Here is a 23,918-nt window from a genome sequence, read left to right on the forward strand (position 1 = left end):
GCAGTTTCGCCATACCGGTCGTGGTGCCCATGCACCCAAACCCACGAATTCCCTGAAAAGAGTAGTGAACATGACTCAAGTCAAACTGACCACCAACCACGGTGACATCGTCATCGAGCTGAACGCCGAGAAAGCGCCGATCACCGTCGCCAACTTCATCGAGTACGTGAACGCCGGCCACTACGAAAACACCGTTTTCCACCGTGTCATCGGCAACTTCATGATCCAGGGCGGCGGTTTCGAGCCTGGCATGAAAGAAAAGAAAGACAAGCGCCCAAGCATCCAGAACGAAGCGGACAACGGCCTTTCCAACGACAAGTACACCGTCGCCATGGCCCGTACCATGGAGCCGCATTCGGCCTCCGCGCAGTTCTTCATCAACGTGGCCGACAACGCCTTCCTGAACCACAGCGGCAAGAACGTGCAGGGCTGGGGCTACGCGGTATTCGGTAAAGTCACCGAAGGCCAGGACGTCGTCGACAAGATCAAAGGTGTGCAGACCACCGGTAAAGCCGGTCACCAGGACGTTCCGGTAGAAGACGTGATCGTCGAGAAAGCCGAGATCGTTGGGTGATATTGCTGATTTCAGATTTGCATCTGGAAGAGGAGCGCCCGGACATTACCCGGGCGTTTCTGGATCTGCTCCACGGCCGCGCCCGTGGCGCCCAGGCGTTGTACATTCTGGGGGACTTCTTCGAAGCCTGGATTGGCGACGATGGGATGACACCGTTCCAGCGCTCCATTTGCTCAGCCCTGCGCGAACTGAGCGACAGCGGCACCCCGATTTTCATCATGCACGGCAATCGCGATTTCCTGATCGGCAAGGCGTTCTGCAAAGCGGCAGGTGCCAGCTTGCTCAAGGACCCGAGTGTCGTGCAGCTGCATGGCGAGCCCGTGCTGTTGATGCACGGCGACAGCCTCTGTACCCGCGACGTCGGCTATATGAAGCTGCGACGCATCCTGCGTAACCCGATCGTGCTGTTTATCCTGCGCCACCTGCCCTTGGGCACACGCCACAAGCTGGCGCGCAAGCTGCGCAGTGAAAGCCGTGCGCAGACGCGCATGAAGGCCAACGACATCGTCGATGTAACGCCCGAGGAAGTGCCACGGGTGATGCAGCAGTTCGGCGTGCGCACCCTGGTCCACGGCCACACCCACCGCCCCGCCATTCACAAGTTGCAGATTGGCGACCAGGCGGCCAAGCGCATTGTGCTGGGGGATTGGGACAAGCAGGGCTGGGCGTTGCAGGTGGATGAGCAAGGGTTTCAGTTGGCGGCGTTTGATTTTGTGAACCCGCAACTGGCACTGCCCGGCACATAACCCCTGCGCACATAGTTCAAATGTGGGAGCGGGCTTGCTCGCGAAGGCGGTGGCTCAGTCGATACATAAATTGACTGACGCACCGCCTTCGCGAGCAAGCCCGCTCCCACATTTTTGACCGCGTACATCCCGAAATCAGTGGCCGGAAGCCGCCGGCCCCGCCTTCGCCGTAAACGGCGGCTTGGCCAACCACACCAATAGCATCAACCCCATGAACATCCACCCCAGCAACGTGAAGTAATCCACGGTGGACATCATGTACGCCTGGCTGGTGAGGATCTGGTCCAGCTGCGTGTAGGCCTTCTGCCCTGCCCCGCCCAGCGCCTGCAAGGCATCGCGGGTCGCCGAGTCGTAGGTGGTCATGTTCTCGCTCATGTACGCATGGTGCTGGTCCGCCCGGCGAATCCAGATCCAGGTGGTCAGCGACGCCGCGAAGCTGCCGCCCAGGGTACGCAGGAACGTGGCCAGGCCCGCGCCATCGGCAATCTGGTGCGGCGGCAGGTCGGACATCAAGATGCTTAAGGTCGGCATGAAGAACAGCGCCACGCCAATCCCCATGAACAGCTGCACCAGGGCGATGTGCTGGAAGTCCACCTCATTGGTGAAGCCTGCGCGCATGAAGCAGCTCAAGCCAATCGCCAGGAAGGCCAGGCCCGCCAGCAGGCGCAGGTCGAATTTGTGCGCGTACTTGCCCACGAACGGCGACATCAGCACCGGCAAAATACCAATCGGCGCCACCGCCAGGCCCGCCCAGGTCGCGGTGTAGCCCATCTGGGTCTGCAACCACTGCGGCAGGATCAGGTTGATGCCGAAGAAACCCGCGTACCCCAGGATCAATACGATGGTGCCGATGCGGAAGTTGCGGTAGGCGAACAGCTTCAGGTTGACCACCGGGTGTTTGTCGGTGAGTTCCCAGATGATGAACACCGCCAGGGCAATCACCGAAATCGCCGCGCCCACGATAATGAAGTTGGATTCGAACCAGTCCAGGTCATTGCCCTTGTCGAGAATGATCTGCAATGCGCCAACCCCGACGATCAAGCTCAGCAACCCGACGTAGTCCATCGGCTGATAACTGGTCTGCACCGGGCGTTTCTTCAACTGCGAACGCACCACCATCACCGCAAAGATGCCGATGGGCACGTTGATGAAGAAAATCCACGGCCAGCTGTAGCTGTCAGTAATCCAGCCGCCGAGGATCGGCCCGGCAATCGGCGCCACCACCGTAACCATCGCCAGCAACGCCAGGGCCATGCCTCGCCTCGCCGGCGGGTAGACGGCGATCAGCAGCGTCTGGGTCATCGGGTACAACGGCCCGGCCACCAGGCCTTGTATGACGCGGAAGGCGATCAGCTCGGGCATCGACGAGGAAATACCACAGAGGAACGAGGCCAGCACAAACAGCATCGTCGCCCACAAGAACAGCTTCACCTCGCCAAACCGCCGGCTCAGCCAGCCGGTCAGCGGCAAGGCAATCGCGTTGCTCACCGCAAACGAGGTGATGACCCAGGTGCCCTGCTCCGAACTCACGCCCAGGTTGCCGGAAATGGTCGGCAACGCCACGTTGGCGATGGTGGTGTCGAGCACCTGCATAAAGGTCGCCAGCGACAGGCCAATAGTGGCCATCAACAGGCTGGGTGGCGTGAAGGAGGCGTTATTGCTCATCAGCGTTGCACAGCCTTGGGCGCGGCGAGGCTGTTGTCATGGATCAACTGGGTGATCATGGCGTCAGCTTCAGCGAGTTGGCGGTCATACACGTTGGTGCTGAACGAGGCCTTCTGCGGTGCCTGCTGCGCCAGGACCGGGCCGCTCTGGTCGTGCAGGTCGACCTTGACCAGGGTGCTCAGGCCCACACGCAGCGGGTGCTTGGCCAGTTCTTCGGCATTGATGTGGATACGCACCGGCACCCGTTGCACGATCTTGATCCAGTTACCCGTGGCGTTCTGCGCTGGCAGCAGGGCAAATGCGCTACCGGTGCCGGCGCCGAGGCTGTCGATGGTGCCGCTGAATTTAACGTCACTGCCGTAGATGTCCGACTCGATGTCCACCGGCTGGCCAATGCGCATGTCACGCAGTTGGGTTTCCTTGAAGTTGGCGTCGATCCACAGCTGGTTCAGCGGGATCACCGCCATCAAGGCGGTACCCGGTTGTACGCGCTGGCCCAATTGCACGGTGCGCTTGGCCACATAGCCGGTGACCGGTGCGATCAAGGTGCTACGCGCATTGGCCAGGTAGGCCTGGCGCAATTGCGCGGCGGCGGCCTGCACATCCGGGTGGGAGCTGATCACTGTGTCATCCACCAGCGCGTTGGTGGTTTTGAGTTGTTGCTCAAGGTTGGTCAGGGCGTTTTTCGCGGCGGTCAGGCTGTCACGGGCGTGGGACAGTTCTTCCTGGGAAATCGCCCCGCCCTGGGCCAGAGTCTTACGCCGGTTGAAGTTGTCCTGGGCAGTCTGCACGTCGGCTTTCTGCGCATTGACCTGGGCCTTCATGCCGTCGACGTTGCTGTATAAGCCACGCACCTGGCGCACGGTGCGGGCCAGGTTGGCCTGGGCGCTTTGCAGGCCGACGGCGGCGTCGTTCGGGTCGAAGTTGATCAGCACCTGACCTTCGTGGACCAGGTCGCCATCGTCGGCGCCGATGCTGACCACGGTGCCGGTGACCAGCGGAGTGATTTCCACCACGTTGCCGTTCACGTAGGCGTCGTCGGTGCTTTCGCTGAAGCGGCCGTAGAGCTCGTACCAGCCCCACACGCCGACCACGGCGAGGATGACGATCAGCGCCAGGCCGATCAGCATCACTTTGCGTTTGCGTGGGTTGTTGTCTTTGGGTTGTTCGGTTGCGTTGGTGTTTTCGGCAGTGGCCATAACAAATACCTCAAATTATTCCGTGCGTGTGGCGGGGGTGGTCGCTGCCACGTTGTCGGCGCTGTAGCCGCCGCCCAGGGCCTGCATCAGTTGAATCGACAGATCGATCTGCGCAGCATTCAGGGTTGCCAGCTGACGCTGGGCCTGCAGCAATTGCTGCTCGATGCTGAGCACATCCAGGTAGTTACCGATCCCGGAGCTGTAGCGCTGTAACCCGGTGTCGTAGGACTGCTGCGCAATGTCCGCGGCATGTTGCTGGGCCTGGATCTGCCGGCCGGTGTCGCGCAGTTGCGAAAGGGTGTTGCCGATATCGCCCAGGGCTTGCACCAGGGTTTTGTTGTATTGCGCCACGGCCAGGTCGTAGTCGGCGTCGCGGGCGTCGAGGTCGGCACGCAGGCGGCCGCCGTCGAAGATCGGCAGCGATATCGTCGGCGCAATGTTGAAGAAGCGGCTGGCCGAGCCAAACATCGCATCCCCCAGCAACGACTCGGCGCCAGCGCTCGCGCTCAGGTTGAGGTTGGGGTAGAAGCGCGTCTTGCTGGCGTCGATGTTGCGGCCCGCCGATTCGACCCGCCAGCGTGCGGCGATCAGGTCCGGGCGCCGGCCCAGCAGCTCGGCCGGCAGCACCGAGGGCACGGCGACAGCGCTGGGTTTCAGTACGTTGGGCCGGGCCAGTTCACTGCCACGGTCCGGGCCTTTGCCGAGCAATACGGCCAGGGCGATCTTGGCACTTTGCAGTTGTTTTTCCGCGTCGATCAGTTGCGACTGGGAGCTGGCTTCCAGGCTTTCGGTCTGCTGGTACTGGTACTGGCTGTCGATACCCGAATTCAGCCGGCGTTTGCTCAGGTCGAGCATCTGCCGGGTACGCTTGAGGTCATCGTTGGCCAGGTCACGCACGATATGGGCCTGGCCCAGGTCGCTGTAGGCCTTGGCCACGTTGGCGGCCAGGGTCAGGCGCGCGGCCTGCTGGTCGACCTGGGCGGCACGCGCTTCACCCAATGCGGCTTCCCAGGCCGCACGCTGGCCGCCCCAGAGGTCGAAGGTGTAGTTGAAGCTGGCGCCGATATTGCGCACGGTCGAGTAGGCATCACCCTGCCCGCGTGGGTCCTGGTCTTTCGCCAGGCGTGAGCGGGTCACACCGGCGCTGGCATCCAGGGTCGGCATGCGCGCTGCGTCGGCGGCGTAGGCGGCGGCTTCGGCCTGGTGGGCACGGGCGCTGGCCACTTGCATGTCGGGGCTGTTGTGCAGGGCTTCCTGGATCAGGCCATCGAGTTGCGGGTCGCCGAGGCTTTTCCACCAGTCGGCGGTCGGCCAGGCAGCGCTCGACAGGGTCACGCCGCTCAAGGTTTTACCGGTTTGCAATGTGCCGGCGTCGAGGCGTTTGCCTTGGGTGTCGAGGCCGCTGTAGTTGGCGCAACCGGCCATGCTCATGGCCACCAGCACCAGGCTAAGTGCGCGTCTGTTCATTCTTTACCTACCCGCTGGATGACGATGGCGTCACCGGCAGCTACCAGAATTTTCTTGAGGATCCGCTCCAGCGTCTGCAACTCGCCGGGCTCCAGGGCGCCGGCCAGTTCGTTCATCGACTGGGCGCCGATGTGCGGCAGCATGTCCGCCAGGCGCTGGCCGTCTTCGGTGAGCACCAGGCGCACCTGGCGCCGGTCCTGCTCGGAACGCTGGCGTGCCAGCAATCCCTTTTGCTCCAGGCGGTCGAGCATGCGGGTCATGGAACCGCTGTCCAGGGACAGGTTGCGGCACAGCTCCGCCGGAGTATCCACGTCGAACTGGGCGATGATGATCAACACCTTGAACTGCGCAGCGGTCACGCCGTGCGGCTCCATATGGGTGTCGATAATGCGGTCCTTGAGCAGCGCCGCCCGGCCCAGGAGCAGGCCGAGGTGGCAGTTGCGAAAGCTGTCAGGGGTGAAGTGGGGCATCGGAAGTCACCTTATTACTGCCTAGGCAGTGAATGTATGACAAGATGTTACTGCTTAGGCAGCGAATGTCAAATGGAATTATTAGCTTGCTTGGTAATGTAACAGGGGGCTTGCCCCGACAGCGGTGGGTCAGTCAACTTGAAGCCGACTGAAACACCGCTATCGGGGGCAAGCCCCCTCCCACATTTTTGTCACTGTGTGGCTTAGAAATCGCGCTTGTAGAAGATGTCCAATGAGCTGGCCACGCCGCTCGCCACTTCCAGGTACACCTTCTTGCTCAACAGGTAGCGCAAGGCAATGGTGCTGGCCGGTTCGAACACCCCTACCCCATAACGCAGGCTGAGTTTCTCGGTGATCTTGCCGCTGGCCACCACGGCGGTGGTGTTGCCGCTGCCCTGGGTGTCGAGTTCGAAGTCCTGGATGCCCAGGTTCTTCGCCAGGTCCGAGGTGACCCCCGCACTGCCCATCAAGCCGAGGCCCAGAGCGGCCTGGGCCAGCATGTTGTTGTCTTCACCGGTGGTGCTCAGCGGACGCCCCAGCACCAGATAGGACAGCGCTTGTTCCTGGCTCATGGCCGGTTCGGAGAAGATTTGCGTGGTGGGCTGTTCCGCGCTGCCGCTGAGGCGGATACCCGCGACCACATCGCCGGTCTTGCGGATGGCTTCAATATCCAGGAATGGCTGGTCCAGCGGCCCGGCAAACAACAGCCGCGCACGCCGCACATCGAGCTTCTGGCCGTAGGCGCGGTAGCGGCCATCGTTGAGCCATAGCTCGCCTCGGGTGTCGAGGTTGTCGCCGATGTGCACCTGGCCCTGGACCTTGGCGGTGAGGCCGAAGCCGGAGAAGTTGAGCTTGTCTTCGCCCACAACCACGTTGATATCCATCGCCATGGCCATCGGCGGTTTACCCTCTTCGGTCTGGCTGCCGATGATCACCGTGTCATCCGAGACCTTGACCGTCGACGGCGGCAGCTCGCGCACGGTGATATCGCCGCGTGGGATATGCACGTTGCCGGCGATGGCCAACTTGTCGTTCTTCAGGCTGATTTTCAGGTCCGGCGCTACTTCCAGCACCGCGTAAGGCTCGACCGTGACCGGCAACTGCGAGCCTTGCAAACTGAGGTCCACCACCAGCGCCTTACCCCAGTCGACCTGCCCCTTGAGGCTGCCCTGCCCGGCCTTGCCACTGCGCCAGGCGCCGTTGAGCTGCACACTTTCGCCGGCAATCAGCGCCTGCACATTCAGGCCTTCCAGGCTGATGGGCAGTTCCGGGCCGGAGATCTCACCGCCCACCAGGTTGACGTTGCCGTTGACCTGGGGCGCCAGCAAGCCGCCGGAGAGACGGCCGTTGCCGTTGAGCTTGCCGGTGAGTTTTTCCACCATCGGCACAAACGGCCGTGCCACCGCGAGATCGAGGCCGACCAGGCTGAAGTTGCCGGTGATGGGTTTGTTCTTGGGTAACGGGTTGATCTGCGCCTGCAACAACAGTTCGCCGAGCTTGCCGCCCTGGAAGTTGAGCTGCGTGTCGATACGCTTGGGGTTGAGGGTGGTTTCCAGTTTCAGGGTGTTGTAGGGAAAATCCAGCCACTGGTCCTTGTCCTTGACGCGCAAGGTGCCACCACTGGCGTCCACCATCACCACGCCCTTGGGGCCACTGGCCGGCAGGTCCAGTTGCAGGTCGGCATTGAGCTTGCCCTGCCAGGCGAAATCCTTGGGCAGGAACGCCGCCAGGCTGTCGATGGGGAATTGCTTGAGGTGGTAACGCAGCTTCGGCTCCGGCATCAGGCGCTGGTCTTCGCCGCACAGGCTGGCCGGCCCGGACACCCAGCAATGCGCGGCAAAGGTCAGCCTGCCATCCGCCATACGTTCGATCCTGGCCGGGGCTTGCAGTTTCCAGTCCTGGCCGCCGGCCTGGACATCGCCACTGGCCAGGCGCCCGCGCCAGTTGCCGTTGTCGAGGTTGCCGTCCAACGCCAGGGCCAGCTTGACCAGCGGGCCGGCGAGGTCGAGCTGGACCTTCTGGTTCTTGATATCGCCCTGGGCACTGGCGGTCAGGGTGCCGACCTGGGTCTCGCCGGATTGGATACCGCTGCCTTTCAGGTCAATCTTGGCGCGCTGGGCACCGTCGAGGCTGGCGTCGAGGGTGAGGCTTTGCAGGCGGTTATCGGCGAACGCCAGTTGCTGGCCCTTGAGGTCGAGTTTGCCTTGGGGTGCCGTGAGGCTGCCGGCCACATTGAGTCGGCCGTTGACCTGCCCACGCAACTGCGGCCACAACTGGGCCAGGCGCGCCAGCTTGATGTCGATCTGCCCGGCCAGGCGTTGTTGCAGGCTGCCGCTGCCGTTGATGCGGTTGTCGCCCAGGCGGATATCCAGGTTGGCCAGGGTCCATTGCTCGCCCGCGCCTTCGGCCTTGGCGACCAGCACGGCGGTTTGCCCGCGCAGGCGGCCCTTGAGGTCGAGGTCGGCATTCAGCTTGAGCTGCTCGTGCTTGAACTCGCCCTTGCTGCGCAGCGGCCCGGCCAGGGTGCCGGGCAATTCGGCGACCCAGTACGCCGGGTTCAGCGCCGACAGGTCGAGTGCCGTGTCCCAGGCGATGCCATCGGCAAATTGCAGGTTCAGGTGGCCCTCGGCCTTGCCCTGGCCGGCAGTGAGTTTCAGCTCAGGCAGGAAAACTTGCTTGAGGTCGCCACTGAACGGCGTGACCACGTTGAACTTGCCTGCAGGGCCGTCGAGATCGGCCTTGAGGTTGCCCAGGTAGTTGCCATCCTTGTAGGAGATCTCGCCATTGAATGTATGCAGCGCGACTTGGGGCTCATCGATGACGGGGTAAAGGCGATGCCAGGGGAAGTCCAGCCAATCGACCTTGGCGTCGGCGCTGAAGCCTTGCTGCCAGTCCAGGTTGGCGCTGAGCTTCAGGCTTTGCTTGTCGTCGCCATACAGGTCGAGTTTTTCAATCTGCGCCCCTTTGGCATCCACGCGCCCCAGCAACAACAGGCTTACCGGGCTCTTTTCGGCAGGCAGCGACGCCTTGCCCGAGAGCACATAACCGGTTTTCAGGTCGCCCTTGGCCAGGAGCACCAGCTCATTGAGTTGCAGGGTGTCCGGCAAACCGGCATCCGGTTTGAATGCATCGGACTTGATCAGCACTTGTCCCGGCAGATCTTCTGCCAGCGGTTGCAACTGCGCCAGCAGGCTGCCGTCCAGGTAGCCATGGCTATCGCCGTTGACGGTGAGGGTCTTGAGCAAGTCGCCTTCGACTTTGAGGCCAACCGTCCACTGCTCACCACCGGGCGCGTAAGGCAGGCTCAGGTTGCCGCTGGCGTTCAATGGCCAGTCGCCGGTGGGTTGCAGCAGACCAGCCAGGTCCAGCACCAGGCCATCACGTTGCAGATGCACCGAATCAATCTGCATGCCCGCAGCCGTCCAGTGCGCCGCCAGTTGCAGGCCCTTGAGTTCTTCGCTGCCATTGAATAGCAGGCTGCCGACGCGAACATCGCCCAACTGGATGGCCAGCGGCAGTTTCAGGTCGGGTAGCTCGATCGGGCCGCTGCTCTGCTCGGTACTGGGGGGGAATTGCAGGCTGACTTGCTCGACATCCAGTTGATTGATGCACAGGGTCATGCGCAACAGACACGCCGGCGACCAATCCAGCTTGGGCGCCTGGAGCTCGACACGGCTGCCGTCCTGCTGCCACAGCACCTGATCGGCGCTCCACTGGCCGCCCAAATGCCCCTGGAAATTCTCTAGGGTCAACCCCGGCACGCTGCCCAACGCCCAGCGGCTGCCCGCCTGGGTGCCCAGCACCGCCCACAGTGCCAGCAACAACACGGCAAGGCTGGCCACTACCGCCAGCCCCGCTATTTTCACACCACGCATCACAGCTCAGGCCCCATGGAAAAGTGCAATCGAACGCCGCCCGGGTCTTCCAGGGCATGGGCCAGGTCCAGGCGGATCGGGCCGACCGGCGACACCCAGCGGATACCGACGCCGACGCCGGTTTTCAGGCTGGGCAGGTCCAGATTATTGAAGGAGTTACCCTGGTCGACGAACGTCGCGATCCGCCATTTCTCGGCGATGGAATACTGATACTCGGCACTCAGGGCCACCATGTAGCGGCCACCGATACGGTCGCCGCGATCATTCTCCGGCGACAGCGTCTGGTACTCGTAGCCGCGCACGCTCTGGTCACCACCGGCAAAGAAACGTAGCGACGGCGGCACCGAGTTATAGCCGTTGGTGGCGCTGCCGCCCACCTGCGCACGGGCCAGGAAGCGATGGTTGTCCCACAGCGTCGTCAGGCCTTTGACCATGGCCGTGCCGTAAAGCAGGTTGGTGTCGGAGCCCAGGCCTTCCTTGGCGACTTTGGTGTCGAATTGCAGGCGGTAGCCGTTGTGCGGGTCGATACGGTTGTCACTGCGCAGGTAGGAGTAGCTGATCCCTGGCATCACCAGGTTACTCAGGCCGGAGTCATTGCCCAGGCGATATTCTTCACGCTGGTACTTGAGCGAAATCACCCGGGTCCAGCCGCTGGGCAGCTTGCTGTGCCACTCCGGGCCCACGGTGAGCAATTTACTCAGGGTGTCGGTGTTGGCGATTTCTTCGTTCTGATAGCCACCGGCGAAGCGCAGTTTGTCGGTGAGCGGTGGGTCCAGCGGAATGTCGTACCACAGGCCGACGTTCTGCCGTGGTGCCGATAGCTCGGCCTCCCAACCATAACTATGGCCCTGAGGGTTGACCCAATGGCGGGTCCAGTTGGCTTTGCCGCGCGGGCCGACGTCGGTGGAGAACCCCAGGCCCAGCCCCATGGTGCGGGGTTTGCGGGTCTCCAGGCGCACGGCCACCGGGATGATGTCATTGGTCGAGGCTGCCGGAGCAGCATCCACGCGCACACCTTCAAAAAACCCACTGGCTTGCAGGTTCTGGTTGAGTTCGGCGATCAGTTCGGAATCGTAGGGCGTGCCGCTTTTGAACGGCACCATGCGTTGCAGCAGTTCTTCGTCAAACGGCGTGTCGCCAGCAAAGCTGACCTTGCCCAAGGCATAACGCGGACCGCTGTCATAGATGAGTTCGATATCGGCGACACCGGCCTTGGGGTCTACCGCCAGTTTCTGGCGGGTGAAGCGCCCACTGAAAAAACCGTAGCGCGAGGCCTGGTTCTGGATCAAGCGCTTGGCGTCTTCGTAATGGCCGTGGTTGAGCACGGCGCCGGCCTTGAGGTCTTTGCTGACGGGCACGCGAAAGGTCTTGAGGTCTGCGGCAGGGCCGTCGACCCGAATGGTCACGTTGCGCAAATGCACCGGTTCGCCGGGGTCGATGGTGAGGATCAGGCGCGGGTTCTTGCCGCCTTTCACCTCACTGTCAATCTGTGGCTGATAGAAGCCAAGGGCCTGAGCCGCTTTGCGCGCCTGCTCCTCGGCGCCACGGCTGAACCGCAGCAGGGCTTCTTCATCACGATCGCCCACCCCGCCGATATAGCCTTCGATGTTGGCTTTCAACGCGTCGTTTGAGGGTTTGATCCGCACGTCCAGTTCGCTTTGCGCCAATGCGCCGCAGCTTGTGAACAGCAGAATCAAGCCGCTGGTAAATCTTCCTGGAAACTTCATAGGCGCGGATGCTACACGAGCAAGGGAGATTCTTTGAACCTGGATTTATCTGAATAATTCTGGATCAAGCCGTTGCAGCATGTAACGGCTGGGGATTGGGATGAAAAAACACGTGCTCCAGGATCGGGCCTACCGCCACTTCACCGATTTCCTCATAGCCTTGACGCTTATAGAACTCCAGGTAACGTGAATTCCCCGTGTCCAGCACCACACCGGACGAATGCGGGTCTTCGGCACACCAATTGTGCACGGCTTCCAGTAACTGCTCGCCGTAATGCTTGCCCTGGAACTGCGGGTGGATGCCGAGCAACGGCAGTAGATGCACCGACTCACTGGGCAGGCACGCCAGCACCGCGTGGTGGTAGTCGAGGTAACGCCGTGTACCGCGCACACCAGTACTCAGCCACATGCGCAGTTGCCAAGCCCAGCTCTCGGTGATGCCCAGGCGCCGCTGCGGTGGCGCGATCAGGGCGATGCCGATCAGGCGGTCATTGACGAACAAACCAATGGCCGGCAGTTTCTGAAAGAAGTGCTGCTTGACCAACTCGCGCACGGTGGCGCGCACCCGTTGTTCATAACCGGGACGCTCGGCTTCGAAGATGTAGGCGAAGGTCGGCTCATGCCGATAGGCCTGGTACAACAGGGAACGGGCCTCACGGGAATAGCCGCTGTTGAGCAGGCGAATTTCAGCAATTGCAGTTGTAGTGTCCGGCATACCGTCAATCTCCCTGGGCGCGGCTCAAAAGGCAGCGTTCTTATGGGTACGAACCTACACAGCACGAGTCGTTCCCAGACATTAGCAGTGCATCTGCCCTACCGCCACGCTGGCCCCCGTCCGACTTGTCCGCTAGCATCGCCCTTTTGCCAGACTGGACTGCCGACCATGAAAATCGTCTCCTTCAATATCAACGGGCTGCGCGCCCGCCCACATCAGTTGGCGGCGCTGATTGAAAAGCACCAGCCCGACGTGATCGGCCTGCAAGAAACCAAAGTCCACGATGACCAATTTCCGCTGGCCGAAGTGCAGGCCCTTGGCTATCACGTGTACTACCACGGGCAAAAAGGCCACTACGGCGTCGCCCTGCTGTCGCGCAAGGAAGCCCTGAGCGTGCACAAAGGCTTTGCCAGTGACGAAGAGGACGCCCAGCGTCGCTTTATCTGGGGCACCTTCGCCGACGAGAACGGCCACCCGGTGACCATCATGAACGGCTACTTTCCCCAGGGCGAAAGCCGCGACCACCCCACCAAGTTCCCGGCCAAGCAGCGCTTCTACGAAGACCTGCAGCAACTGCTGGAAAGCCAGTTCAGCAACGACCAGGCGCTGGTGGTGATGGGCGACGTGAACATTTCCCCGGAAGACTGCGACATCGGCATCGGCGCCGACAACGCCAAGCGTTGGCTCAAGACCGGCAAGTGCAGCTTCCTGCCGGAAGAGCGCGAATGGATGGCCCGCCTGAAAAACTGGGGCCTGGTGGACAGCTTCCGTCACCTCAACCCGGACGTGGCCGACCGCTTCAGTTGGTTCGACTACCGCAGCCGGGGCTTTGAAGACGAGCCCAAGCGTGGGTTGCGCATCGACGTGATCCTCGCCTCCAATGGCCTGCTGCCGCGCGTCAAGGATGCCGGGGTGGATTACGAGCTGCGTGGTTTGGAAAAACCGTCTGACCATGCGCCAATCTGGCTGGAACTGAGCTGATCACAACATGTGGGAGGGGGCTTGCCCCCGATGACAGTGGGTCGTCAGCCCATCTATAGCTGACACGCCGCTATCGGGGGCAAGCCCCCTCCCACATTCAGCCTTGCGGCGCGTCCGTCATATTTATGCAACCTGCCTGACTTATTCTCGCGGCACTCCCTTTGGCTTGAGAAGGTGCCGGCATGAGGCTGCGCGTTCTGTTACTGCTGACTGTTTTTCCCCTCTTCGCCGTTTCCGCCCCCCTGCCCGTTCCTGATCAAGGCCCTGCACTGCGCATCCAGGGCTCCAATACCATTGGCGCGGCGCTGGGCCCGGCACTGGTCAAGGGGCTGATGGAGCATCAGGGCTTGCAGGGAGTGCACAGCGAACCGGGCGAAGGCGCCAATGAACAACGCGTTATCGGCAAGACGCGCCAAGGCAAGACCGTGACCATCGAGGTCGCGGCCCACGGTTCGAGCACCGGGTTCACAGCGCTGAAAAAAACCAGCGCCGATCTGGCCGCCTCGTCTCGCCCGATCAAGGACAGGGAACTGGTCGACCTAGAACCCCTGGGCGACCTGAAAAGCCCCGAAGCCGAACAGGTGATAGCCATCGACGGGCTGGCCATCATTCTCCACCCGCAGAACCCTTTGAACACACTGAACACCGAGCAACTGGCGCAGATTTTCAATGGCGACATCAGTACCTGGGAGGCCGTGGGCGGCATCGGCGGGCCTATCCATGTGTACGCACGGGATGATCAATCCGGCACCTACGATACGTTCAAGGAACTGGTGTTGCGTTTGCGTGGCAAGCCGCTGGCCTCGGGTGCCAAGCGCTTCGAGTCCAGCGAGCAGCTGTCCGACGCGGTCAGCCACGACCCGCAGGGCATCGGCTTTATCGGCCTGCCCTACGTGCGCCAGGCCAAGGCCGTGGCGATTGTGGATGGCGATTCACAGCCCATGTTGCCGCTCAACAGCCTGATTGCTACCGAGGATTATCCGCTGTCACGCCGGTTGTTTTTCTACCTGCCGCCGTCCGGGCACAACCCGTGGGCCAAGGCACTGGTGGACTTTACCCAGGGCACCAAGGGCCAGGCGATTGTGGCCGCCAACGGGTTTATTGCGCAGCAGGTGCAGGCAGTCGCCGTGCAACCGCGCCCGTCGATGCCCGATGACTATCAAGCCATCGCCCGCGATGCCCAGCGCTTGACGGTGAATTTTCGCTTTGAAGAAGGCAGCGCCAGCCTCGACAACAAGGCGCGCCAGGATCTGCAGCGGGTGGTGGCCTATCTGAAAAACCACGACAAGCTGAATAAGCAGGTGACGCTGGTGGGGTTTGGCGATGCCAAGGATGACCCGCAGCGCGCCGCGTTGTTGTCAAAGCTGCGGGCGATGGCGGTGCGTCGGGAACTGGTGAAGAACGGCGTAGTGCTGCGTGACATCCGCGGGTTTGGTGCGCAGATGCCGGTGGCGGCGAATACGGCGGATGAGGGGCGGATCAAGAATCGGCGAGTGGAGGTGTGGGTTTACTGAGGACTGATGGAGCTTCATTGCCTGATCCGGCCTCATCGGGGGCAAGCCCCCTCCCACATTTTGATCTGTAAACACATCCAAGTGTGGGAGGGGGCTTGCCCCCGATGCAGGCGACGCGGTGTTACTGCCCGCTGTGCATCAGCTCTTTAGGCACATACTTGCCAATCTCGAACTTGCCGATGGCCGCCCGGTGCACTTCGTCCGGGCCGTCCGCCAGGCGCAGGGTGCGTTGCATGGCGTACATGTAGGCCAGCGGGAAGTCGTTGGAAACGCCGGCACCGCCATGGATCTGGATCGCGCGGTCGATCACCTTCAAGGCCACGTTCGGCGCCACCACCTTGATCTGGGCGATCTCGCTTTTCGCCACTTTGTTGCCCACGGTGTCCATCATGTACGCCGCCTTCAGGGTCAGCAGGCGCGCCATGTCGATCTCCATGCGTGAATCGGCGATCTTGTCGATGTTGCCGCCAAGTCGTGCCAGCGGCTTGCCGAATGCGGTACGACTGACCGAGCGTTTGCACATCAATTCCAGCGCACGCTCGGCCATGCCGATGGAGCGCATGCAGTGGTGGATACGGCCTGGGCCAAGGCGGCCCTGGGCGATTTCAAAGCCACGGCCCTCGCCGAGCAGGACGTTTTCATAGGGCACGCGGACGTTGTCGAACAGCACTTCGGCGTGACCGTGGGGCGCATCGTCGTAACCGAACACCGGCAGCGGGCGCACGATCTTCACGCCGGGTGTGTCCACCGGCACCAGGATCATCGAGTGCTGCTGGTGGCGCGGTGCATCCGGGTTGCTCAGGCCCATGAAGATCAGGATCTTGCAGCGCGGGTCGCAGGCGCCGGAGGTCCACCATTTCTTGCCGTTGATCACCCACTCATCGCCCTGGCGTTCGGCACGGGCGGCCATGTTGGTAGCGTCGGAAGAAGCAACGTCCGGCTCGGTCATGGCGAACGCCGAGCGGATCTCGCCGCGCAGCAGCGGCTCAAGCCAGCGTCGCTTCTGCTCTTCATTGGCGTAGCGCACCAGCACTTCCATGTTGCCCGTGTCGGGGGCGGAGCAGTTGAACGGCTCCGGGCCCAGCAGGGAACGGCCCATGATTTCGGCCAGTGGCGCGTATTCGAGGTTGGTGAGGCCGGCGCCCAGTTCGGATTCGGGCAGGAACAGGTTCCACAGGCCTTCGGCCTTCGCCTTGGCTTTGAGCTCCTCCATGATTGCGGTGGGCTGCCAGCGGTCGCCTTCGCTGACCTGGCGTTCGAACACCGGCTCGGCCGGGTAAACGTAAGCATCCATGAACGCAGTGACACGTTCACGCAGTTCCTGAACCTTGGGCGAATAGGCGAAATCCATGAGCAGCTCCCTTCTCTGAGAGGTTGTTTAGGTCATGCAATCGATGCTAGAACAGCGTTGATAATTTACCTAGCCTATTCTCGGCGTGTATTAACATTCATCACCGATATATGATCGACGTATGGCCACCTAACAATAAGAGCGCTGCGAAATGAATCTGAGCAAGGTCGACCTCAACCTGTTTATCGTCTTTGACGCGATCTACACCGAAGCCAACCTGACCCGCGCCGGGCAGATTGTCGGCATCACCCAGCCGGCGGTGTCCAACGCGCTGGCCCGCCTGCGCGAGACCTTCAACGACCCACTGTTCGTGCGCACCGCCCAGGGCATGGTGCCGACGCCCATGGCACAGAACATCATCGGCCCGGTGCGCAACGCGCTGTCATTGCTGCGGGTGTCGGTGCAGGAAAGCCGCATCTTCAACCCGCAGCAGGCGGCCAAGACCTACCGCATCAGCATGACCGACCTCACCGAGGCGGTGATCCTGCCGCTGCTGTTCCAGCGCCTGCGCCGCCTGGCGCCCACGGTGGTGATCGAGAGTTTCCTGTCCAAGCGCCGCGAAACCACCAAGGAGCTGGCCGCCGGGCGCCTGGACTTTGCCGTGGATGCGCCGCTCAACACCGACCCGCAGGTACGCCACGTCAAGCTGATGGAAGATCGCTACGTGTGTGCCATGCGCAAGGGCCATCCCATGGCCGGCAAGGACAAGCTCACGCTGGATGACTACCTGTCGCTGACCCATATCCATATCTCCAGCCGGCGTAACGGCCTGGGTCATGTGGACCTGGCACTGGGCAAGATGGGCATCCAGCGCAAGATTGCCCTGCGCTCCCAACACTACCTGATGGCCTCGCAGGTGTTGCAGCAGACCGACATGGTCATGACCGTGCCCGAGCGCTTCGCCCGCCGCCACGAACTGCACTGGTTCAACCTGCCGGTCAACGACGTGCCGCCGGTGGAAACCCACCTGTACTGGCACGAAAGCACCGACCAGGACCCAGCCAACCGCTGGATGCGCGAGCAGATGATCGAGTTGTGCCAGCAGGTCACCGCTCACGAGAAGAAACTCGATAAACAACAGGCCTGAGGTTGAAGCGCCGGCCCTGTGGGAGGGGGCTTGCCCCCGATGGGTCGCGCAGCGACCCTTGACGTTTACGTCAACCTGCCAGTAGCTTAACGCCAAGACCTTCTTGAGCGCCCCCATGAGCACCACCTACAGCATCTCCGACCTCGCCCGCGAGCTCGACATCACCACCCGCGCCATTCGCTTCTACGAAGAACAAGGCCTGCTGGCCCCGGAACGCCGGGGCCAGGAGCGCATCTACTCGGCCCGCGACAAGGTCAGCCTCAAGCTGATCCTGCGGGGCAAGCGCATCGGTTTTTCCCTGGCCGAATGCCGCGAGCTGATCGAACTCTACGACCCCACCAGCGGCAACCACGTACAACTCAACAGCATGCTGGCGAAAATCGCCGAGCGCCGTGAGCAGCTGGAACAGCAACTGCTGGATATCGAACAGATGAAGCTGGAGCTGGACACCGCCGAAGAGCGCTGCACCCAGGCCCTGGCACACACCTTGCGCCAGGCCGACCACTGATCAGAAGGTAACCACCATGTCCCTCCCCTCACACGTACGCCTGGTGGAAGTCGGCCCGCGCGACGGTTTGCAGAACGAAGCCCAACCCATCAGCGTGGCGGACAAGGTCCGCTTGGTGGATGCATTGAGCGCAGCCGGCTTGCGCTATATCGAAGTCGGCAGTTTCGTCTCGCCCAAGTGGGTGCCGCAGATGGCCGGTTCCGCCGAGGTGTTTGCGCAGATCCAGCGCAAGCCCGGTGTGACTTATGGTGCGCTGGCGCCGAACCTGCGCGGGTTCGAGGACGCGCTGGCGGCTGGCGTTAAGGAAGTGGCGGTGTTTGCCGCCGCGTCCGAGGCGTTTTCCCAGCGCAATATCAATTGCTCCATCAGTGAAAGCCTGGAGCGCTTTGCGCCGATCATGGCGGCGGCCAGGCAGCACGGGGTCAGCGTGCGCGGCTATGTGTCGTGCGTGCTGGGGTGCCCTTATGAAGGCGAGATCGCGCCGGAACAGGTCGCGGCCGTTGCGCGGGAACTCTATGCCATGGGCTGCTATGAGGTGTCCCTCGGCGACACCATCGGCACCGGTACGGCAGGCGCCACGCGGCGGCTGTTCGAGGTGGTAGCGGCGCAGGTGCCACGGGACAAGCTCGCCGGACACTTCCATGACACCTATGGCCAGGCCATCGCGAATATCTACGCCAGCCTGCTGGAAGGCATCACGGTGTTCGACAGCTCTATCGCGGGCCTCGGCGGCTGCCCTTACGCCAAGGGCGCCAGCGGTAACGTCGCCACCGAAGACGTGCTGTACCTGCTCAACGGCCTGGGTATCGAGACCGGTATCGACCTTGAGGCATTGATTGGCGCGGGCCAGCAGATCAGCCGTGTGCTGGGCCGGCCGACAGGGTCGCGCGTGGCAAAGGCGCGTAACGCCGGTTGAGTAGCTTAGCCGTGACAATGTGTTACCGCACGCCTACACATCGAGTAACACGGGAACATATTTTGTCGTATTTGCCGTAGGCCAAACCCTACAAAAAAATCAACTCATTGATTTTAAAGGGATTTTAAAAGTTGGCACGGCTTCTGCTATCTCTATGGCATAACAAGAATAAAAAGCGCCAAACCTAATAAAAATAAGACGAAACGACTCTGACATAACAAAAACAACACGGCAGAGACGCAGCTAACAGATTTTTTTGGAGAAGATGTGCTTCGCAGGGTACGGCATGCCGAAACCCGCAACCGGTCAGAGAAAAATAAAACTACCTCAGGTAGCTGCCCACTGGTTGGATCATCACGAAGAAGCAGATCAGCGCTCAAAAAAATACGTTTGCTCTTGATCCCGGATGGGGGTCGCCAAAAACAGCGGTAAAGGGTAACGGTTGCCAAAAACAACAATAGACCGCCCCTCAATAATAAAAAAAGAGCACGCAACGACAAATTAAAGGGGACCCTCGGGTCCCCTTTGTGCTTTCCGGGCTTTATTCCTGCCCTGTCCCCAACTCTTGCATGGAAATCTCGCGCATGCGGAATTTCTGGATCTTGCCCGTCACCGTCATCGGAAACTCCTCCACGAACTTGAAGTGCTTGGGCGTCTTGAAGTGCGCGATACGACCCTTGCACCAGGCTTGCAACTCCAGCTCGTTGGCGACATGGCCGGGGTGAAACTTGACCCAGGCGACGATGGCTTCACCGTAGCGCTCGTCCGGAATGCCGATGACCTGCACATCCGCCACCGCAGGATGCGTGAAGAAAAACTCCTCCAACTCTCGCGGGTACACGTTCTCGCCGCCACGAATGATCATGTCCTTGTTGCGCCCGGCGATGCATACGTAACCCTGGGCATCCATGCTCGCCAGGTCGCCGGTGTGCATCCAGCCGGCGTCGTCGATGGCCTCGCGGGTGGCGTCGGGGTTGTTCCAGTAGCCGAGCATCACGCTATAGCCACGGGTGCACAATTCGCCGATCTCACCGCGCGCCAGCGTGTTGCCGTCGACGTCGATGATCTTGTTTTCCAACTGTGGCTGGGTGCGCCCGACAGTGGTCACGCGGCGTTCCAGGTCGTCGTCCGCTCCGGTTTGCAGCGACACCGGGCTGGTCTCGGTCATGCCGTAGGCAATCTGGACCTCGCGCATGTGCAACTCGCTGATGACCCGGCGCATCACCTCAATGGGGCACGTGGCACCGGCCATGATGCCGGTGCGCAGGGTGGACAGGTCAAAGTCGCGCAGTTGTGGATGATCGAGCAGGGCGATGAACATGGTGGGTACGCCGTAAAGACCGGTGGCGTGCTCTTCGGAAACCGCAGTGAGGGTCAGCAGCGGGTCGAAGCCGTCGTTCGGATAGATCATGGTGGTGCCGTGGGTGATGCAGCCCAGGTTGCCCATGACCATGCCGAAACAGTGATACAGCGGCACCGGGATCACCAGGCGGTCTTGCGCGGTCAGGCCCAGGCTTTCGCCGACCATGTAGCCATTGTTGAGGATGTTGTGGTGACTGAGGGTGGCGCCCTTGGGGAAGCCGGTGGTGCCGGAGGTGTACTGGATATTCACCGGCTGGTCGAAGTGCAGGCTGGCCTGACGGCTGTGCAACTGTTCGGGCGGCACGCCAGCCCCGAGCGCGGCCAGTTGCGACCAGGGCATGAACCCCGCAGGCGGGTTGGGATCGAGGCTGATGAGGCCGCGCACGTCCGGTTTCAGTTCCTGCAGCATGGCGTGGTAATCGGAGCTCTTGAATGAGCCGGCGCACACCAGCCATTGGCAACCGGACTGCTTGAGCACGTACTCCAGTTCACTGCTGCGATAAGCCGGGTTGATATTGACCAAGATCACCCCGAGCTTCGCGCTGGCAAGCTGGCTGATGCACCACTCGGCGCAATTGGGCGCCCAGATGCCCAGGCGGTCGCCGGTCTGCATGCCGAGGGCAAGAAAGGCACGGGCATGCAAATCCACCGTCTCGGCCAACTGCCGCCAGGTGTAGCGGCGTTGTTGATGGCGCACCACCAGGGCCTCGCCATCGGGAAACTGCGCGACGGTTCGGTCAAAGGCTTGGCCAATCGTCATGGCCAGCAAGGTCTTGTCCTGTGAGCCACGGCTGTAGCTCTGGTTCGGTTGATCCATAACGACCCCTGTTGTCTTTTTTGTAGGTTGACGTAAACGTAAACTACGATTGACAGCGCCGTAACGCAAGCTTACGTTAACGTAAAGGTGAGCGCCCTCCCCTGGCGCCCCATCCACACAACAACAATGCTCACATTAAGGTGCCTGTCCATGAGTTACCCGTCCCTGAACTTCGCCCTCGGTGAAACCATCGACATGCTGCGCGACCAGGTGCAGTCCTTTGTGAGCAAGGAAATCGCGCCCCGTGCGGCGCAGATCGACATCGACAACCTGTTCCCCGCCGACCTGTGGCGCAAGTTCGGCGACATGGGCCTGCTGGGCATTACCGTCCCAGAAGAATACGGCGGCGCCGGCCTGGGCTACCTGGCCCACGTGGTGGCCATGGAGGAAATCAGCCGGGGCTCGGCTTCAGTGGCGTTGTCCTACGGCGCGCACTCCAACCTGTGTGTGAACCAGATCAACCGCAACGGCAATCACGCACAGAAACTCCAATACCTGCCCAAGCTCATCAGCGGCGAACACGTCGGCGCCCTGGCCATGAGCGAGCCGAATGCCGGCTCCGATGTGGTCTCGATGAAGCTGCGCGCCGATAAACGCGGCGATCATTACGTACTCAACGGCAGCAAGACCTGGATCACCAACGGTCCCGACGCCAGCACCTATGTGATCTACGCCAAGACCGACCTGGAAAAGGGCCCCCACGGCATCACCGCGTTTATCGTCGAGCGCGACTGGAAAGGCTTCAGCCGCAGCAACAAGTTCGACAAGCTGGGCATGCGCGGCTCCAACACCTGCGAGCTGTTTTTCGATGACGTGCAAGTGCCGGAAGAAAACATCCTCGGCGTGCTCAACGGCGGCGTCAAAGTGCTGATGAGCGGCCTCGACTATGAGCGTGTGGTGCTCTCCGGCGGCCCTACCGGGATCATGCAGGCGTGCATGGACCTGATCGTGCCCTACATCCACGACCGCAAGCAGTTCGGCCAGAGCATCGGCGAATTCCAGTTGATCCAGGGCAAGGTCGCCGACATGTACACCCAGCTCAATGCCAGCCGCGCCTACCTCTACGCGGTGGCCCAGGCTTGCGAGCGTGGCGAGACCACGCGCAAGGATGCCGCCGGGGTGATCCTCTACAGTGCCGAACGCGCCACGCAAATGGCCCTGGACGCGATCCAGATTCTCGGCGGCAATGGCTACATCAACGAATTCCCGGCTGGGCGCCTGCTGCGCGACGCCAAGCTGTATGAGATCGGCGCCGGCACCAGTGAGATCCGGCGGATGTTGATCGGTCGCGAACTCTTCAACGAAACCCGCTGAAGGAGCGCACCATGGCCACTCTGCATACCCAGCTCAATCCGCGCTCGGCAGAATTTGCTGCCAACAGCGCCGCGATGCGCCAACAGGTCGACGCCCTGCACACCCTGCTCGCCCACGTGCAGCAAGGTGGCGGCGCCAAGGCACAGGAGCGACACACCTCACGCGGCAAATTGCTGCCCCGCGAACGTATCAATCGTTTGCTCGACCCGGGCTCGCCGTTCCTTGAACTCAGCCAACTGGCGGCCCATCAGGTCTACGGCGAAGACGTGCCGGCCGCCGGGGTGATTGCCGGGATCGGCCGCGTGGAAGGCGTCGAATGCATGATCGTCGCTAACGACGCCACGGTGAAAGGCGGCTCCTACTACCCGCTCACCGTCAAAAAACACCTGCGCGCGCAGACCATCGCCGAGCAGAACCGCCTGCCGTGCATCTACCTGGTGGACTCTGGCGGCGCCAACCTGCCGCGCCAGGACGAAGTGTTTCCCGACCGTGAGCACTTCGGGCGGATCTTCTTCAACCAGGCCAACATGAGCGCCCAGGGCATCCCGCAGATCGCGGTGGTGATGGGCTCGTGCACCGCCGGTGGCGCCTATGTGCCAGCCATGGCCGACGAAGCAATCATGGTGCGCAACCAGGCCACTATCTTCCTTGCCGGCCCACCGCTGGTGAAGGCCGCCACCGGCGAAGTGGTGACTGCCGAAGACCTCGGTGGTGCCGATGTGCACTGCAAGATCTCCGGCGTGGCCGACCACTATGCCGACAGCGATGAGCATGCACTGGCGCTGGCCCGGCGCAGCGTGGCTAACCTCAACTGGCGCAAACAAGGCCAGTTGCTGCAACGCTCGCCAGTCGCGCCGCTATACAGCGGTGAAGAGTTGTACGGCTTGATCCCGGCCGACGCCAAGCAGCCGTTTGATGTACGCGAAGTCATTGCACGGCTGGTGGACGGTTCGGTGTTCGATGAATTCAAGGCGCTGTTTGGCACCACCCTGGTGTGCGGCTTTGCCCACCTGCACGGCTACCCGATTGCGATCCTGGCCAACAACGGGATTCTGTTTGCCGAAGCGGCGCAAAAAGGCGCGCATTTTATCGAACTGGCCTGCCAGCGCGGTATTCCGCTGCTGTTCCTGCAGAACATCACCGGCTTCATGGTCGGCCAGAAGTACGAAGCCGGCGGCATCGCCAAGCACGGCGCCAAGCTGGTCACCGCCGTGGCCTGTGCCAAGGTACCGAAATTCACGGTGATCATCGGCGGCAGCTTTGGTGCCGGCAACTACGGCATGTGTGGCCGCGCCTATGACCCGCGCTTTTTGTGGATGTGGCCGAACGCGCGTATTGGCGTGATGGGCGCCGAGCAGGCGGCGGGTGTGCTGGTGCAGGTCAAGCGCGAGCAGGCTGAACGCGCCGGCACAGGGTTCAGCGCCGAGGAAGAGGCGGCGATCAAGCAGCCGATCCTCGACCAGTACGAAACCCAGGGCCACCCCTACTACTCCAGCGCACGCCTGTGGGACGACGGTGTGATCGACCCGTTGCAAACCCGTGACGTGCTGGCCCTGGCCTTGTCCGCGTCGCTGAATGCCCCCATCGAGCCGAGCCGCTTCGGCGTGTTCCGCATGTAAATGGAGCTGTA

General features: G+C 61.9%; 18 protein-coding genes. 9 read left to right on the forward strand and 9 right to left on the reverse strand.

Annotated elements, in window-relative coordinates; all coding sequences use genetic code 11:
• The first annotated feature begins 70 nt into the window (after positions 1–70).
• On the forward strand, positions 71–574 hold the full coding sequence (locus BLR69_RS09640; RefSeq protein ID WP_010209496.1) for a peptidylprolyl isomerase: 504 nt from the start codon (positions 71–73) through the stop codon (positions 572–574).
• Positions 571–1,320, forward strand: coding sequence for a UDP-2,3-diacylglucosamine diphosphatase (lpxH, locus tag BLR69_RS09645; protein WP_071493450.1), 750 nt, complete (start codon positions 571–573; stop codon positions 1,318–1,320). Before BLR69_RS09640 ends, lpxH begins: the two co-directional genes overlap by 4 nt.
• A gap of 135 nt (positions 1,321–1,455) precedes the next feature.
• Here the strand turns inward: lpxH and BLR69_RS09650 are convergent, their stop codons facing one another.
• The 7 genes from BLR69_RS09650 to BLR69_RS09680 all read right to left on the reverse strand — a co-directional run bounded on the left by BLR69_RS09650 (position 1,456) and on the right by BLR69_RS09680 (position 12,438).
• A complete protein-coding gene (locus BLR69_RS09650) occupies positions 1,456–2,985 on the reverse strand; it encodes a DHA2 family efflux MFS transporter permease subunit (RefSeq protein WP_071493451.1) in 1,530 nt (509 codons plus the stop codon).
• Positions 2,985–4,184 carry an HlyD family secretion protein gene (locus BLR69_RS09655; RefSeq protein WP_071493452.1) on the reverse strand — a complete coding sequence of 400 codons (1,200 nt, stop codon included), beginning with the start codon at positions 4,182–4,184 and terminating at the stop codon, positions 2,985–2,987. Before BLR69_RS09655 ends, BLR69_RS09650 begins: the two co-directional genes overlap by 1 nt.
• Before the next feature lie 15 nt (positions 4,185–4,199).
• Positions 4,200–5,651 carry an efflux transporter outer membrane subunit gene (locus BLR69_RS09660; RefSeq protein WP_071493453.1) on the reverse strand — a complete coding sequence of 484 codons (1,452 nt, stop codon included), beginning with the start codon at positions 5,649–5,651 and terminating at the stop codon, positions 4,200–4,202.
• Positions 5,648–6,121: a MarR family winged helix-turn-helix transcriptional regulator gene (locus BLR69_RS09665; protein ID WP_058423859.1), complete on the reverse strand. Its 474-nt coding sequence runs from the start codon at positions 6,119–6,121 to the stop codon at positions 5,648–5,650. The genes BLR69_RS09660 and BLR69_RS09665 overlap by 4 nt, the downstream gene beginning before the upstream one ends.
• Before the next feature lie 203 nt (positions 6,122–6,324).
• Positions 6,325–9,996 (reverse strand): translocation/assembly module TamB domain-containing protein, encoded by a 3,672-nt coding sequence (locus BLR69_RS09670; RefSeq protein ID WP_071493454.1) that lies wholly within the window; start codon positions 9,994–9,996, stop codon positions 6,325–6,327.
• Positions 9,996–11,723, reverse strand: a complete 1,728-nt coding sequence (locus tag BLR69_RS09675) for an autotransporter assembly complex protein TamA (protein ID WP_071493455.1) — start codon at positions 11,721–11,723, stop codon at positions 9,996–9,998. The genes BLR69_RS09670 and BLR69_RS09675 overlap by 1 nt, the downstream gene beginning before the upstream one ends.
• Positions 11,724–11,787: 64 nt before the next feature.
• A complete protein-coding gene (locus BLR69_RS09680; RefSeq protein ID WP_071493456.1) occupies positions 11,788–12,438 on the reverse strand; it encodes a GNAT family N-acetyltransferase in 651 nt (216 codons plus the stop codon).
• 168 nt (positions 12,439–12,606) lie between these two features.
• On the opposite strand from BLR69_RS09680, the gene xthA reads away from it, so the two are divergent.
• Together xthA and BLR69_RS09690 are read left to right on the forward strand one after the other, a co-directional pair.
• On the forward strand, positions 12,607–13,419 hold the full coding sequence (gene xthA, locus BLR69_RS09685) for an exodeoxyribonuclease III (protein ID WP_071493457.1): 813 nt from the start codon (positions 12,607–12,609) through the stop codon (positions 13,417–13,419).
• A gap of 182 nt (positions 13,420–13,601) precedes the next feature.
• Complete coding sequence (locus BLR69_RS09690) at positions 13,602–14,933, forward strand: substrate-binding domain-containing protein (RefSeq protein ID WP_071493458.1); 1,332 nt, start codon at positions 13,602–13,604, stop codon at positions 14,931–14,933.
• Positions 14,934–15,054: 121 nt separating this feature from the next.
• On the opposite strand, the gene BLR69_RS09695 is transcribed toward BLR69_RS09690, so the two are convergent.
• A complete protein-coding gene (locus BLR69_RS09695; protein ID WP_071493459.1) occupies positions 15,055–16,284 on the reverse strand; it encodes an acyl-CoA dehydrogenase in 1,230 nt (409 codons plus the stop codon).
• Positions 16,285–16,435: 151 nt separating this feature from the next.
• Here BLR69_RS09695 and BLR69_RS09700 point away from each other — a divergent pair, with 151 nt between their 5' ends.
• The 3 genes from BLR69_RS09700 to BLR69_RS09710 all read left to right on the forward strand — a co-directional run bounded on the left by BLR69_RS09700 (position 16,436) and on the right by BLR69_RS09710 (position 18,795).
• Positions 16,436–17,371 carry a LysR family transcriptional regulator gene (locus tag BLR69_RS09700; protein WP_071493460.1) on the forward strand — a complete coding sequence of 312 codons (936 nt, stop codon included), beginning with the start codon at positions 16,436–16,438 and terminating at the stop codon, positions 17,369–17,371.
• Positions 17,372–17,486: 115 nt separating this feature from the next.
• Positions 17,487–17,879 (forward strand): MerR family transcriptional regulator, encoded by a 393-nt coding sequence (locus tag BLR69_RS09705; protein ID WP_071491993.1) that lies wholly within the window; start codon positions 17,487–17,489, stop codon positions 17,877–17,879.
• A gap of 16 nt (positions 17,880–17,895) precedes the next feature.
• Positions 17,896–18,795 carry a hydroxymethylglutaryl-CoA lyase gene (locus BLR69_RS09710; protein ID WP_071493461.1) on the forward strand — a complete coding sequence of 300 codons (900 nt, stop codon included), beginning with the start codon at positions 17,896–17,898 and terminating at the stop codon, positions 18,793–18,795.
• A gap of 541 nt (positions 18,796–19,336) precedes the next feature.
• Here BLR69_RS09710 and BLR69_RS09715 read toward each other — a convergent pair.
• Positions 19,337–20,974 carry an AMP-binding protein gene (locus BLR69_RS09715; protein WP_071493462.1) on the reverse strand — a complete coding sequence of 546 codons (1,638 nt, stop codon included), beginning with the start codon at positions 20,972–20,974 and terminating at the stop codon, positions 19,337–19,339.
• Positions 20,975–21,124: 150 nt separating this feature from the next.
• Here BLR69_RS09715 and BLR69_RS09720 point away from each other — a divergent pair, with 150 nt between their 5' ends.
• Together BLR69_RS09720 and BLR69_RS09725 are read left to right on the forward strand one after the other, a co-directional pair.
• Positions 21,125–22,288: an isovaleryl-CoA dehydrogenase gene (locus BLR69_RS09720; protein ID WP_071493463.1), complete on the forward strand. Its 1,164-nt coding sequence runs from the start codon at positions 21,125–21,127 to the stop codon at positions 22,286–22,288.
• An 11-nt stretch (positions 22,289–22,299) separates the two neighbouring features.
• Positions 22,300–23,907, forward strand: a complete 1,608-nt coding sequence (locus BLR69_RS09725; RefSeq protein ID WP_071493464.1) for a carboxyl transferase domain-containing protein — start codon at positions 22,300–22,302, stop codon at positions 23,905–23,907.
• The last annotated feature ends 11 nt before the right edge of the window (positions 23,908–23,918 follow it).

This window comes from Pseudomonas azotoformans (assembly GCF_900103345.1).
Taxonomy (GTDB): Bacteria; Pseudomonadota; Gammaproteobacteria; order Pseudomonadales; family Pseudomonadaceae; genus Aquipseudomonas; species Aquipseudomonas azotoformans.

Excerpts from the sequence above, each read along its gene's own strand:
- BLR69_RS09640 (WP_010209496.1), top strand. The coding sequence starts at position 71 with ATGACTCAAGTCAAACTGACCACCAACCACGGTGACATCGTCATCGAG.
- BLR69_RS09650 (WP_071493451.1), bottom strand. The coding sequence starts at position 2,985 with ATGAGCAATAACGCCTCCTTCACGCCACCCAGCCTGTTGATGGCCACT.
- BLR69_RS09655 (WP_071493452.1), bottom strand. The coding sequence starts at position 4,184 with ATGGCCACTGCCGAAAACACCAACGCAACCGAACAACCCAAAGACAAC.
- BLR69_RS09660 (WP_071493453.1), bottom strand. The coding sequence starts at position 5,651 with ATGAACAGACGCGCACTTAGCCTGGTGCTGGTGGCCATGAGCATGGCC.
- BLR69_RS09665 (WP_058423859.1), bottom strand. The coding sequence starts at position 6,121 with ATGCCCCACTTCACCCCTGACAGCTTTCGCAACTGCCACCTCGGCCTG.
- BLR69_RS09670 (WP_071493454.1), bottom strand. The coding sequence starts at position 9,996 with ATGCGTGGTGTGAAAATAGCGGGGCTGGCGGTAGTGGCCAGCCTTGCC.
- BLR69_RS09675 (WP_071493455.1), bottom strand. The coding sequence starts at position 11,723 with ATGAAGTTTCCAGGAAGATTTACCAGCGGCTTGATTCTGCTGTTCACA.
- BLR69_RS09680 (WP_071493456.1), bottom strand. The coding sequence starts at position 12,438 with ATGCCGGACACTACAACTGCAATTGCTGAAATTCGCCTGCTCAACAGC.
- xthA (WP_071493457.1), top strand. The coding sequence starts at position 12,607 with ATGAAAATCGTCTCCTTCAATATCAACGGGCTGCGCGCCCGCCCACAT.
- BLR69_RS09690 (WP_071493458.1), top strand. The coding sequence starts at position 13,602 with ATGAGGCTGCGCGTTCTGTTACTGCTGACTGTTTTTCCCCTCTTCGCC.
- BLR69_RS09695 (WP_071493459.1), bottom strand. The coding sequence starts at position 16,284 with ATGGATTTCGCCTATTCGCCCAAGGTTCAGGAACTGCGTGAACGTGTC.
- BLR69_RS09700 (WP_071493460.1), top strand. The coding sequence starts at position 16,436 with ATGAATCTGAGCAAGGTCGACCTCAACCTGTTTATCGTCTTTGACGCG.
- BLR69_RS09705 (WP_071491993.1), top strand. The coding sequence starts at position 17,487 with ATGAGCACCACCTACAGCATCTCCGACCTCGCCCGCGAGCTCGACATC.
- BLR69_RS09710 (WP_071493461.1), top strand. The coding sequence starts at position 17,896 with ATGTCCCTCCCCTCACACGTACGCCTGGTGGAAGTCGGCCCGCGCGAC.
- BLR69_RS09715 (WP_071493462.1), bottom strand. The coding sequence starts at position 20,974 with ATGGATCAACCGAACCAGAGCTACAGCCGTGGCTCACAGGACAAGACC.
- BLR69_RS09720 (WP_071493463.1), top strand. The coding sequence starts at position 21,125 with ATGAGTTACCCGTCCCTGAACTTCGCCCTCGGTGAAACCATCGACATG.
- BLR69_RS09725 (WP_071493464.1), top strand. The coding sequence starts at position 22,300 with ATGGCCACTCTGCATACCCAGCTCAATCCGCGCTCGGCAGAATTTGCT.